At 37.5% G+C, this 12,915-nt stretch carries 10 protein-coding genes; 6 read left to right on the forward strand and 4 right to left on the reverse strand.

The features are described from left to right. Nucleotides 1-3,312: a UvrD-helicase domain-containing protein gene (locus SKC38_RS06325; protein ID WP_377976115.1), complete on the reverse strand. Its 3,312-nt coding sequence runs from the start codon at nucleotides 3,310-3,312 to the stop codon at nucleotides 1-3. 110 nt (nucleotides 3,313-3,422) lie between these two features. Between SKC38_RS06325 and SKC38_RS06330 the strand changes: the two genes are divergently transcribed. Genes SKC38_RS06330 through SKC38_RS06345 form a run of 4 tightly spaced genes read left to right on the forward strand, consistent with a single transcriptional unit; the run spans nucleotide 3,423 to nucleotide 9,158 of the window. Beyond that, complete coding sequence (locus SKC38_RS06330; RefSeq protein WP_377976599.1) at nucleotides 3,423-5,069, forward strand: CTP synthase; 1,647 nt, start codon at nucleotides 3,423-3,425, stop codon at nucleotides 5,067-5,069. A gap of 14 nt (nucleotides 5,070-5,083) precedes the next feature. After that, a complete protein-coding gene (gene yidC / locus SKC38_RS06335) occupies nucleotides 5,084-6,892 on the forward strand; it encodes a membrane protein insertase YidC (protein ID WP_377976117.1) in 1,809 nt (602 codons plus the stop codon). Beyond that, complete coding sequence (gene hemL, locus SKC38_RS06340) at nucleotides 6,892-8,181, forward strand: glutamate-1-semialdehyde 2,1-aminomutase (RefSeq protein ID WP_377976119.1); 1,290 nt, start codon at nucleotides 6,892-6,894, stop codon at nucleotides 8,179-8,181. The genes yidC and hemL overlap by 1 nt, the downstream gene beginning before the upstream one ends. Nucleotides 8,182-8,183: 2 nt before the next feature. Then, on the forward strand, nucleotides 8,184-9,158 hold the full coding sequence (locus SKC38_RS06345; protein WP_377976121.1) for a glycosyltransferase family 2 protein: 975 nt from the start codon (nucleotides 8,184-8,186) through the stop codon (nucleotides 9,156-9,158). Here the strand turns inward: SKC38_RS06345 and rfaD are convergent. Next, nucleotides 9,136-10,101 (reverse strand): ADP-glyceromanno-heptose 6-epimerase, encoded by a 966-nt coding sequence (rfaD, locus tag SKC38_RS06350; RefSeq protein ID WP_377976122.1) that lies wholly within the window; start codon nucleotides 10,099-10,101, stop codon nucleotides 9,136-9,138. The genes SKC38_RS06345 and rfaD overlap by 23 nt on opposite strands. Before the next feature lie 117 nt (nucleotides 10,102-10,218). Here rfaD and SKC38_RS06355 point away from each other — a divergent pair, with 117 nt between their 5' ends. Then, a complete protein-coding gene (locus tag SKC38_RS06355) occupies nucleotides 10,219-10,641 on the forward strand; it encodes a 6-pyruvoyl trahydropterin synthase family protein (protein WP_377976124.1) in 423 nt (140 codons plus the stop codon). Between the two features lie 3 nt (nucleotides 10,642-10,644). Further along, complete coding sequence (gene lpxB, locus SKC38_RS06360) at nucleotides 10,645-11,745, forward strand: lipid-A-disaccharide synthase (protein ID WP_377976126.1); 1,101 nt, start codon at nucleotides 10,645-10,647, stop codon at nucleotides 11,743-11,745. Here lpxB and SKC38_RS06365 read toward each other — a convergent pair. After that, complete coding sequence (locus SKC38_RS06365; RefSeq protein ID WP_377976128.1) at nucleotides 11,730-12,293, reverse strand: 1-acyl-sn-glycerol-3-phosphate acyltransferase; 564 nt, start codon at nucleotides 12,291-12,293, stop codon at nucleotides 11,730-11,732. The genes lpxB and SKC38_RS06365 overlap by 16 nt on opposite strands. Further along, nucleotides 12,287-12,913, reverse strand: a complete 627-nt coding sequence (locus SKC38_RS06370) for an HAD family hydrolase (protein ID WP_377976129.1) — start codon at nucleotides 12,911-12,913, stop codon at nucleotides 12,287-12,289. Before SKC38_RS06370 ends, SKC38_RS06365 begins: the two co-directional genes overlap by 7 nt. Nucleotides 12,914-12,915: the final 2 nt, after the last annotated feature.

A 12,915-nucleotide genomic window follows, 5' to 3' on the forward strand; every position in this document is an offset into this window, starting at 1 on the left:
TTAAACACTTTCAATGATTTGGGTTTCAATGTAAATAAGTACGGCTTTGACTGATTTATGGCCAAGTTCGAATAAATACTTTTTGTAATTCTCTAATTGCGACTTATGTTTCTCTTCGACCTTACCTGTCTTGAAATCAATAATTATAACATCCTCTCCTTGCTTGATAACGCGATCCGGACGAATAATGGAGCCATCTGGGCACAAGATATCACGTTCAGAAAAAAGCAATTCTTTGGGCTCAAAATATGACTTAATGGCCTTATTTGACATAAGGGAATCTAGTAATCCAACCGTCTCATCGTCAATCTGATGTAACACACGCTTTTTGTGCAGCGAATAATATTCGTAATCTGGAATTTTAGATAATATCGCATGTACCCGCTCGCCTCGCTCTCGTTTGGATTGTGAGCTGGTATACAAATCTTCCTTATTCGATTGAATCCTGAAATCAACTTCGTCTTGAATTTGGGTTGACAACACAAAAGATTTTGAATTTGAAGCCTTTTCCGTATGCGAATACTTCAGAAACTGATCAGCATTTTGGAGAATATAATAGTCAATAAGAACTTTGTCTTGAACAAAATCAGGAATAACGGAAATGAAATCAGGATTAGATTGACAATAATCCAGCACAACCTGACCTAAGGATTTTTGAAAAGCACCTTTCGTCATGGGATGCGCTTCCAGATTAGGAACGGCCAATAGAATATGTAAATGCTGTTTTGGTCGCGTAAATGCCACATAAAGCATGTTCAACGAATCTAAAAACACCGAGTCGTATTCCGATCGTTGTTGGATAGCTAATGAATCAAATGGCACAAGTTCACTTGGTGTAACTTTTCCATAATAATAATTCAGCGCTACATTTTCATTTAAACGCAAGGGTTCAAAATGAAAGGGTTTAAGATCAAACCAAATTTGCTCAGATTTAGGTTGATGCGTCCAACTAACAAACGGACTAATCACAACCGGGTATTCCAAGCCTTTAGATCTATGAATACTTGTAATCGTAATCGCATTATCACTTTCTGGACTTGCAATACTAAATGTAGCCTTATTGGAATCGTAATAAGTTAAAAAGGCAACAAAATTATCTGACTTCTGCAAAACAAAATCATTGATTACATCTAGCAACTTGAATAAATATTCGATTTCAACAGAATAACTCGTTAGGTTAAAGGTTGAAACTAAGCCGTACACCCAAGCGACCACATGTGATTCATCTTTTTGAAATACAAATCCTAAATCAGTAAAATAAGTAATCGCTAATGCATAGAAATCAATATGTTTAGCGTGCTCAACCGCTAAAATAGCTGTATCGAGCGGTTCCTGACACAAGTCGGCATATTGAAACAATAACTCCTTATAACGAAACTCATCTTGCGCTTGCGTCTTCAAGCGCATGAAGGAAATCAAAAATCCTACGACTTTGGCATAATGAACCAATAAGGAATCCGATGAAATAACAGGTATATTTCGTTCCTTCAATTGGATAGCTAAGAATTTCGATTGCTTATTCTTCCGAGTTAAAATAGCTATATCCTTGTATTGAAAACCGGCCTGAATTTCATGATCAATTAATTCCAAAATCCGACTCAACATCCATTCGGCCTCCAATTCAACGTGATTATCTGCCAAAGGCTTTTTGTAAACTTGAACATCTACTTTTCCCGAAAACTTTTGAGGACTCACACGTGGTATTTGTGCTAGGTCAACTCCATACGTTGGGGAAACCAAACCAGACAAACTCTGTAACGCTGGATTTGCAGATATCCAACCAAAAAAATCATTATTGAATTGTACTATTTCATGGGCACTCCGATAGTTGGATTCCAGATTATTTAAAATCCGATTTTCTTTTAGGTAATAAAAGCGTTCTAGATCGAAGGCGTTATCTTGTAATTTCTGTTCGATGAAGGAATTGTCTTCCGACTTAAGTGAAGAAATCAAACCTACTTCACCACCGCGGAATTTGTAAATGGATTGTTTGGCGTCGCCAACAATTAAATTCTTTTTGCCCTGTGAAACGGCATGTTCCAATAGAGGCATAAAGTTTTGCCATTGCAGCATAGAAGTATCTTGAAACTCATCAATCAAAATATGATTGTAACGATCCCCTAATTTTTCATAGATAAATGGAACTGGGTCATTTGCAATAACATCATATAAACGTTTAGAAAACTCTGAAATTGAAACGGCCGCATTTTCATCTTGAAACTGATGAAGTTCTTCCGTAATGGAAGCCAATAAAGCAATTTTCTTTAAATCTTTTTTAATAAGCCTAAACAAGAAATAGCGCGGGGATTCAGCATCATATAAATCAACAAACTCTTGGCCAATAGTCGTTAAATGACCAGCAACAGCCTCAACTTGTCGTTTAATCTCATCAGCTTGACTTTTGGAAGTCCAAACTCCCGTAGATACACCTGTCCGCAAATAAGAAAGTTTGTGCTCCTCAAATTCCCCATTGGAAACTATTTTCGAAAAGTAGCCCGCACAAGAATTTTTGCCATAGGCTAACATATCCCCAGCAATCTGCGCATTTGAAAGCACCTCAAGGAATTGATTAGCCAAACGAATGAGCGTTGCATTCGTTTCTTGCATATTGGAGGAAATTTGTTGTTCAATCTGAAGAAAATCTGCGATTCGCAGCGGATCCATGTCCTTTTTAATTTTATAATAATCTTCGTTCAGGCAAATTTTCAGAAAATCATGGAGATTTTGTCGCAATAAATTCCAGCTCCGACCATCCCCTACCTCAGATTTGGCAAAATCAACAATCAAATTCGTGATAATCGGGTCACCGTATTGATTGACTTTATCTAATAATTGGTCTAATAACTGATCAATCAATTGATTAGAATCCAATAGAACTTCAAATTGACTTGGAAGATTTAGCTCCTCAATAAAGGTAGAACTTAAGCGTTGCACAAAAGCATCTATGGTCATGACAGAAAATAAACCATAGTCCTGTAAGATTTGTTGCTGTGTATGCTGTGCTCTTTTGATTAATTCAGCATCTGAAACATGAATATTTTCTTTTGTGAAATCTTCTTGAATACTAGCAATTATCTCCCTGTAAGTAGATTGATCGCTCAAAGGCAATGAATCAACAACAGCAATTCCCGATAAAAATTCGATAATCCGCGAACGCATTTCTTCGGCGGCTTTGGTGGTAAATGTAACTGCCAAAATCCGACGGAAATAGCCCCTACTTTCGTAAGCATGTAAGGCCAACTTGATATACTCAACAGTCAGCGTATAGGTTTTGCCTGAACCAGCAGAGGCAGAATAAAGTTGGAGGGACATAAAATCTTAAAAAAACTATCTACAATGCAAGATAAAATAAAAATAGGATTAATTCGATGTGGTTATTATTCGTATCTTTGTTTCCCGTAACCAATAAACAAAACAAAAGAATGTCTGGCAAGGGGAATAATAAAAAAGCGAAGTACATTTTTGTTACGGGCGGAGTAACAAGTTCATTAGGAAAAGGCATCATAGCCTCTTCATTAGCCAAATTATTACAAGCAAGAGGGCTAACTTGCACCATTCAAAAGTTTGATCCTTACATTAACATTGACCCAGGCACATTGAATCCATATGAGCACGGAGAATGTTATGTGACAAATGATGGTGCTGAAACAGATTTGGACTTAGGCCATTATGAGCGTTTCTTGAATACCCCTACAAGTCAAGCTAATAACATTACTACGGGTCGTGTTTACCATAATGTCATTACTAAAGAACGAAAAGGTGATTATTTAGGAAAGACAGTTCAAGTCGTTCCTCATATTACCGATGAAATCAAACGTAATATCTTAATCTTAGGTGAAACCGGGAAATTTGATATCGTTATCACTGAAATTGGTGGTTGCGTGGGTGACATCGAGTCATTGCCATTTATCGAAGCTGCGCGTCAATTGAAATGGGATTTGGGTGAGAAAAACACCTTATTTATTCATTTAACACTTATTCCATATCTGGCATCAGCGGGAGAGTTAAAAACTAAACCGACTCAGCACTCCGTAAAACAGTTATCGGAATCAGGTATTCAACCAGATATCTTGGTTTGTCGGACGGAACATCCAATTCCTCAGGAAATGAAACGCAAGATTGGTTTATTCTGTAACGTATCTGAGCAAGATGTTATCGAAGCGCGCGACGCAGAGACCATTTATGATGTTCCTATGTTGATGAAAGAGGAACGTTTAGATAGCCGCGTACTTTACAAATTAGATATATACAACGATAAGGATTCTAACCTAGCTGCCTGGTCAAAGTTTTTGGACAAGTTAAAAAATCCAAAATTTGAAATTACCGTTGGGCTTGTTGGTAAATACGTTGAATTAAAAGATTCATATAAATCAATCGCAGAGGCATTTATTCATGCTGGTGTTGCCAATGAAATTAAAGTCAATGTTAAATGGATTTCTTCCGAAACTGCAGAGGAAAATATTGAGGAATCATTAGCTGGATTAGATGGTATTCTTGTGGCTCCGGGATTTGGAGAACGTGGAATTCAAGGAAAAATCAATGCAGTTAAATATGCACGTGAAAACAATATTCCATTCTTGGGAATTTGCCTGGGTATGCAATGCGCGGTTATTGAATTTGCTCGTAATGTTGTTGGCTTAGAAGACGCACATTCATTTGAAATGAATCCAGAAACGCCATTCCCAGTAATTGACCTAATGCATTCGCAAAAGGATGTTTCCGAAAAAGGAGGAACGATGCGTTTAGGTGCATATCCTTGCAAGATTGAAAAAGGCACAAACGCCTTTAAAATTTATGGAAAATCCTTGATTCAAGAGCGACACAGACATCGTTATGAATTCAACAACGATTATTTAGATCAATTTCACCAGGCAGGAATGATTACTTCAGGTATCAATCCTGATACGAATTTGGTTGAAATCGTTGAATTACCGAATCACCCATTCTTTGTGGGTGTTCAATTTCACCCGGAATACAAATCAACCGTAGAGGCACCTTCGCCCCTATTTGTTCAGTTTATTAAAGCAGCATACCAACATGCTGTACCATTCATCAAAAACTCAAAGTAGTCTTATAATTCATTATGGATAAGAATTCAATCTCAGGGATAGTGCTTATTATGGCCATGTTACTTGGCTATCAATATTTCTTTGCACCCAAAGAAACTGCACAACCGAAAAAAGAAGTTGTAGCAACGAAACCAACAAAAGCTACGACCAAAACCGATTCAGCTTTAGCTGTTGTTGCAGATTCAAGTGTACAAGTGAAAGAGCAGTTGTATACATTGGAAAATGAAAACTTGCGAGTTACGCTTTCCAACTTTGGTGGAAAATTAGTATCCGTACAATTGAAAAATTACAAGAGTTATAAGAATTATACGCTTGGTAAAAAAGATGGTATCGTACTATTTGATGCGCAAAAGGACTTATTCGATGTAGAAATCCCAACAAATGGGAAGAAATTATCACTAGGTAAATTAGTTTATCAAGTTGTTCAATCTAAAAACCAAGTAAGCTTCACTAGTACATTGCCAAATGGGAAAAACATTGTGCAATCATATCAATTGCCGGAATCAGGTTATGAATTAGCTTATTCAATTGACGCTAAAGCAATTGCTCCCGAGTTAACAGGAAATGAATACTTCATTCATTGGAAGGAAAACGTTACACAAACCGAGAAAGATGCACAAGAAGAGCGTAAGGCCACGATAAATTATTTATTAACGGAAGATGAAGAATTTGACTATTTAAGTGAAAATCCTACATCCGTTACAAATGAAAACCTTAGTCAGTCTTTGCAATGGGTATCGTTTAAAAAGAAATACTTCTTAGCGGGATTAGTTCCACAGGGTACCTTATTTACCAAAGCCAATTTAACTGCGACACCCAACCCAATGGATACTGTCGCGATTAAAACATTGGATGCTCAATTAATAGCACCCATGGGAGATTTAAGTTCAGGTAAATCAAGTTTCAAATTCTACTTTGGGCCAAATGATTATTCCATTGTCAAGAACGTAGCGCCGTCTTTCAGTAAGAACGTTAAATTGAGCTACGATTTCTTGTTGCCGATTACAAAATACATCTTCGTACCCTTATTCGGATTTTTAGAAAGTATCATCTTCAATTATGGACTTTTAATTATCGTATTGGTATTAATTATCAAAACTGCCCTTTTGCCCCTGACATATAAATCGTATGTTTCAATGGCCAAAACACGTATTTTGGCACCTGAAATCGCGGCCATCAAAGAGAAGATCGGCGATGATCCTGCACGCGTTCAACAAGAAACAATGAAGTTGTATGGGGAAGTTGGCGTTAATCCATTAAGCGGCTGTATTCCCGTATTAGCAACGATGCCAGTTCTTATGGCGGTATTTATGTTGTTCCCCAACTTGATTAATCTACGTCAAGAATCATTCCTTTGGGCAGAAGATTTATCGACTTATGATTCTATTTTGAATCTACCATTCAATATTCCATTTTATGGTTCACACATCAGTTTATTCTGTTTGTTAATGACTGTATCGCAATTAGCATACGGTTATTACAATAATCAAATTACACCGGATCAACCAGGCCAACCGATCAACATGAAGATGATGGCTTATGTAACGCCAGTCATTTTTATGTTCGTCATGAACTCCTTCCCTGCTGGTTTGAGTTTCTATTATTTTATTTCCAATTTGGTGACTATTGGCCAACAATTAGCGATTCGCAAATTTGTGAATGAAGATAAAATCAAAGCATTACTAGAAGCTAATCGTGCGAAAATCAAAGCAGGTGGTGGAGCTAAGAAATCTCGTTTCTCAACCTATCTTCAAACACAATTGAAGACCATGGAAGAACAACAAAAAGCAGCTGAAGATCAAAAAAAAGGTAAGAAAAAATAATGGGTAAATTAAGTAACACTTATTTTGAGAAGGCTAAAACTTTAATCCCGGGGGGAGTTAATTCCCCTGTTCGGGCATTCAAATCTGTTGGTGGAAACCCTGTATTTATTCAATCCGCCAATGGAGCCTATTTAAAAGATGTTGACGGTAACGAATACATTGATTTAATTGGTTCTTGGGGACCCATGTTATTTGGACAAGCTCATCCAGCAATTGAATCGGCTGTTCGCGAGGCTTTATCAGATGGTTTTTCATTTGGAGCACCTAGTTTAAAAGAAGTATTGATTGCGGAGAAGATCGTTTCGATGATTCCTTCCATCGAGAAAGTACGATTAGTTAATTCAGGAACAGAGGCAACGATGGCAGCGATTCGCTTAGCACGTGCTTATACCCAAAGAGATAAAATAATCAAGTTTGAAGGCTGTTACCATGGACATGGTGATTCCTTTTTAATTGCTGCAGGTTCAGGCGTTGCAACCTTAGGAACTCCAGATAGTCCAGGTGTCACGGTGTCAACTGCTCGAGATACCTTAACGGCTGTTTATAACGATTTAGATTCCTTACGTAATCTATTTGATTCGAATCCAGGTGCAATCGCTGCAGTCATCGTAGAGCCGGTTGTTGGCAATATGGGTTTAGTTATTCCTGCTGAAGGATACTTAGCGGGTTTACGTAGCTTATGCGACCAACATGGCGCTTTGTTAATCTTTGATGAAGTTATGACGGGATTCCGCCAGTCGGCAAGTGGCTATCAAGGTGTTTGTGGAGTTCAGCCCGATTTAACCACATTAGGTAAAATCATTGGTGGAGGATTACCTGTAGGTGCTTATGGAGGCAAGGCTGAAATCATGGATATGATTGCTCCAGCCGGACCGGTGTATCAAGCTGGAACATTAAGTGGTAATCCGTTAGCTACAACAGCTGGCTTAGCGATGTTAAATTTAATTACAGAAGACCCAGATGTCTATATTCGACTTGCTGAGAAGGGAAATGCATTGGCATCTGGAATTAAATCGCAATTGGAAAAAGTAGGAAAGCGTTTTACGATCAACCAATTAGGTTCTATGTTTACGCTATTCTTTACGGAAAATGCAGTTAACAATTTCAATGACGCCAAAACAGCGGATTTGAATTTATTTGGTCAATATTTTCAAGGGATGCTCCGTAGGGGAATATACCTACCTCCTTCTCAATTCGAATCTTGGTTTATTTCTGACGCCATCCGTGATGAAGAAATTGACAAAATTTTAGCTGCGAGTGATGCAACTTTAACTGAAATGTTTTCCTAAATATGTTTTTCAGCGTCATCATTCCAGTCTACAATCGTCCGCAAGAATTGGATGAGTTATTGGCATGTTTGATTCAACAAAATTATTCGAATTTCGAAGTAATTATCATTGAAGATGGCTCTGTCGAAGATTCAAAAACCATCGTAAAAAAATATCATTCATCGTTGAACATTTCCTATTTCGTCAAAGAAAATGGAGGTCAAGGATTTGCGCGCAACTATGCATTTGAGCGTGCTAAGGGAGACTTTTTCGTGATATTAGATTCCGATGCACTGATTGAGCCCAATTATTTACAGGCTGTTTATGAGGGTATTCATCGGGACCAACTCGATTTATTTGGCGGACCTGACCAAGATCATCCGAGTTTTAGCCCGGTGCAAAAGGCGATAAGTTTTGCCATGACCAGCTTATTTACTACAGGAGGTATACGCGGAAAGGCAAAGAATGTAGGGGGCCAATTTCACCCACGTAGCTTTAACATGGGGATCTCACGTAAAGTATGGGAAGCTACACAAGGTTTTAAGATTACCCGCATGGGGGAAGATATCGAATTCAGCATTCGGTGTATCTCTTTTGGATTTAAATCCGGCTTAATTCCGGAAGCCTTTATTTATCATAAGCGTAGAACAAGCTTTAGCCAATTTTATAAACAAATTCATTTTTTCGGTCGAGCACGCATCAACATATCGCGATTCTTCCCTGCTGAACTAAAGTGGGTACATTTCTTCCCAGCCTGCTATTTCATCTATTTTTGGAATACCGTTCTTTTGAACATTCTTATACCCCCAATTGGGAATATTTTATTTGCGGGACTTTTCATGTATTGGATGGCCATTTTCTTGGATGCCCTATTAAAAACTAAAAGCCTAAAAGTGAGTCTTTTAGGCCTAATTGCTGCTAATATTCAACTATTAGCTTATGGGCAAGGATTCATTGAAGAAGGCCTTAAGAAAATTACCAATAATTCGCAGGAATAAGGTAATTTTGGACGTAATCCTTCACGCCTTCCTCTAAGGTATAAAACGGCTTATCATAGCCGATGGATTTCAATTTATTCATATTCGCTTCCGTAAAATATTGGTACTTATCGCGAATATCGGCAGGCGTATCGATGTAATTAATGTTTACTTCTTTACCCATCGCTACGAATGTAGATTTCCCTAAATCATTAAACGAACGAGCAATACCCGTACCTAGGTTATAAATACCCGAATTTTTACGATGCTCCATTAGGAATACACAAACGGACACAAGGTCTTTTACATAAATAAAATCGCGCATTTGTTGGCCATCAGTATAATCAGGTCGGTGCGATTTAAACAATCGCAAACTACCTGTTTCGTTGATTTGTCTGAAAGCATGCCAAATCACAGATGCCATCCGACTTTTATGGTATTCATTTGGCCCATAGACATTAAAGAACTTTAAACCCGCCCAAAAGAACGGCTTCTTTTCTTGATTAAGTGCCCAAATGTCAAAATCATTTTTTGAGTCCCCATAAGGGTTCAACGGTTTTAATTGAGGAATCAAAGCCTCATTGTCATCATAACCCAATTCACCTAAGCCATAAGTAGCAGCCGATGAAGCATAAACCAAAGGGATTTGATAATCAATACACTTATTCCAAAGCATTTTGGAATAGTCCACATTCAATTCGTCAAAAATTGCTTTATTGAATTCTGTCGTATCCGTCCGGGCGCCAATATGGAAACAAAATTCAACCTCTTGGTAATTAGTATCTAACCAAGCTGCGAGTTCTGTACGCTCGACACGTTCCATGATATTTTTACCTTCCAAATTTTTATTCTTTTCCGGAAAGGAAAAATCATCTACGGCGACAATGTAATTGAAATTCAATTCATTTAATCGGGCAATTAAACAACTGCCAATAAAGCCGGCTGCACCAGTAACAATAATCATAATAAAGCTATTTAAGCAACAAATTTACGCATATTCTGAATAGCTTTTGTACCTTTGTCAAATATTTGGATAGTCTGCTACTGTTTTCCCAGGCATCCTTCACACAAACTGAAAACAATGGTCTACGTAATCCGCAAGGAACATTTTAATGCCGCTCACCGGCTCTTCAATCCAGCTTGGTCAGAAGAAAAAAATCAAGAAGTATTTGGCTTATGCGCTAATAACAATTGGCACGGGCATAATTTTGAATTAATCGTCACCGTAAAAGGTATTCCAGATCCAGATACAGGATTTGTATTTGATTTAAAAACCTTAGGAGATTTAATCAAGCGAGAAATTATTGACAAGGTTGACCACAAAAACCTTAATTTGGATGTTGATTTTATGGAAGGAAAATTAGCGAGTTGCGAAATCCTCATCATGGAATTTTGGAAGATATTAGCTCCTCAAATTTTGGCGAATTCCAAAACGGCTACCTTACACAAATTGCATTTAATCGAAACGAATAAGAATTCAGTCGAATATTTCGGAGAACAATAATAGATGAAATACTTTATTCTAGCAGGGGAAAAATCAGGCGATTTACATGGATCCAATTTGATTCGTGAAATCAAGCAGATAGACCCTAAAGCAGAAATAAAGGCCTGGGGAGGCGATGGCATGCAAGCTGAAGGAGCCGAAATCCTCATTCATCACAAGGAATTAGCCATCATGGGTCTATTAGGTGTTATACAAAACATCCAACGACTCAAAGGTTTATTTACAAAATTCGGGAATCAAATCACTGAATTCCAACCGGATTCGATTATCTTCATCGATTATGGCGGATTCAATTTAAAAGCCGCTAGAATAGCTAAACTAAAAGGATTTCACACGCAATTTTACATTGCACCTAAAGTATGGGCATGGAACAAAGGGCGAATTGAAGATATCAAAAAATGGATAGATGAATTATATGTCATTTTTCCATTTGAGCTTACCATGTTTCAAGAAAAAGGAATTCGAACCCATTATGTTGGAAATCCATTACAAGACGCTGTAGCAGAATTTACACCTTCTAAAAACTTTCTTACCGAGCAAGAAATAACAAAACCCTACGTAGCCCTTCTGGCCGGAAGTAGAAAGCAAGAAATAAAAAGTGCATTGCCCGTTTTTGCTCAATTGGCATTAGAAAATCCTAAAACTAATTTCATTGTAGCTGGAATTTCAGATTGGAAAGAATTGTATGCCCACTACCCTATCCGCGTATTGTACGACAAAACCTATGACATTTTAAGTCATGCACAGGTTGCCATAGTAACGTCAGGAACAGCGACATTAGAAACGGCATTGTTTAAGATTCCGCAAATCGTTGTTTATAAGACCGATTGGTTATTTTACTCGCTTGCCAAATTGCTCGTAAAAATCAAATTCATTTCGCTTGTTAATATCATATTAGATAAGTTGGCTGTACCCGAACTGATTCAAGTTCAATTCACTAGCCAACATATCCAATTGAAAATGCATAAACTTATGCAAAACGATTCTGTGGAAAGAATATCACAATTAGCCAACTATGAAGATTTAGCCAATTTAATTGGTCCCGCTGGAGCCTCAAAAAAAACGGCAAATTTAATTGTTCAAGCTGCTCAATCGGCTAAATAATTCTTTATCCAAGATTTTTGAACACCTGGTATTGTAGCGTAATAGTTGGCAATTACTTTTTTATCAACTTCGAAATCACCCGTTGGATAAAAAGGATCTCGGATCTTAATTTCTTTATTAACATAATCGAATCCAATCATCATAATAGGAACATTTGCTTGAACAGCAATATGATAAAAACCCGTTTTTAATTTATCTACATCTTTACGTGTACCCTCCGGAGCCAATACGGCATGAAAGGTTTCTTTGCTATTATAGATGTCGACAATTGATCCCACTAAATTCGTATTCTTCGATCGATCCACCGGATAACCACCTAACCAAGAGAATATTCCTCCAAAAGGCCCTTCAAACAACTCCTTCTTACCCCAATATAAAATAGGTAATTTCAATAATGATCTAGCACCTAAGCCAATTGGGAAATCCTTCCAAGTAGCATGCGGACAAACAATCACAACTGTTTTCTTTAAATCTCTTGGAATATTTCCCACAAGTTTCCATCCGGAAGCCTTAAACAAAAAGTCAAAAATGGGACTTGAAACTAACATAAGGTTTTAATATGTTCTTGAATTTGGTGTAATGAAGTATTGGGATTAATCAAAACAGCATCCCAACCATAATTGCGGGCTGATTCTACATTTCGCACATTGTCGTCAAAAAAAACAATTTGATGATCCTGTAAATTATTGTGGGTAACCAACTGCTCGTAAATAGCAACATTGGGTTTAACCATACCCATCTCAAACGAAAGGTGAATGCGTGTAAAAGAATCAAATAAATTATAATTCGGAAAATCCCGCTCTAAGAACAAACGAGAATGAATGCTACTTGTGTTACTTAATAAATAGATGGGAAATGAAGTATTCAGACCGGAAATATATTGACAAACGGAAGAATCAAACTGCAATAATAATGCATTGAAAGCATCATGAAATTGCTCAGAGGTACAGACTAATTGTAATCGGTCGACTAAAAACGCTTCAAACTCCTGATCACTTTGAAATCCTGATTCATAAGAAGACCAAAGTTCTTCCTCTTGCGTAATGTGTTTAATTTCAGCAGCTGAATACTGCGAGGAAAGTAAAGCAAAAGCCTCATAGGTCTTATCTAAATCAATGGGCAACAAAACGTTACCTAAATCAAAGACGAGCGCATGAGGCTTTTTCATAA

The organism is Aquirufa echingensis, from assembly GCF_042714525.1.
In the GTDB taxonomy this organism is placed as follows: Bacteria; Bacteroidota; Bacteroidia; order Cytophagales; family Spirosomataceae; genus Aquirufa; species Aquirufa echingensis.

Excerpts from the sequence above, each read along its gene's own strand:
- SKC38_RS06355 (WP_377976124.1), top strand. The coding sequence starts at position 10,219 with ATGGTCTACGTAATCCGCAAGGAACATTTTAATGCCGCTCACCGGCTC.
- SKC38_RS06370 (WP_377976129.1), bottom strand. The coding sequence starts at position 12,913 with ATGAAAAAGCCTCATGCGCTCGTCTTTGATTTAGGTAACGTTTTGTTG.
- SKC38_RS06330 (WP_377976599.1), top strand. The coding sequence starts at position 3,423 with ATGTCTGGCAAGGGGAATAATAAAAAAGCGAAGTACATTTTTGTTACG.
- lpxB (WP_377976126.1), top strand. The coding sequence starts at position 10,645 with ATGAAATACTTTATTCTAGCAGGGGAAAAATCAGGCGATTTACATGGA.
- SKC38_RS06345 (WP_377976121.1), top strand. The coding sequence starts at position 8,184 with ATGTTTTTCAGCGTCATCATTCCAGTCTACAATCGTCCGCAAGAATTG.
- yidC (WP_377976117.1), top strand. The coding sequence starts at position 5,084 with ATGGATAAGAATTCAATCTCAGGGATAGTGCTTATTATGGCCATGTTA.
- hemL (WP_377976119.1), top strand. The coding sequence starts at position 6,892 with ATGGGTAAATTAAGTAACACTTATTTTGAGAAGGCTAAAACTTTAATC.
- SKC38_RS06325 (WP_377976115.1), bottom strand. The coding sequence starts at position 3,312 with ATGTCCCTCCAACTTTATTCTGCCTCTGCTGGTTCAGGCAAAACCTAT.
- rfaD (WP_377976122.1), bottom strand. The coding sequence starts at position 10,101 with ATGATTATTGTTACTGGTGCAGCCGGCTTTATTGGCAGTTGTTTAATT.
- SKC38_RS06365 (WP_377976128.1), bottom strand. The coding sequence starts at position 12,293 with ATGTTAGTTTCAAGTCCCATTTTTGACTTTTTGTTTAAGGCTTCCGGA.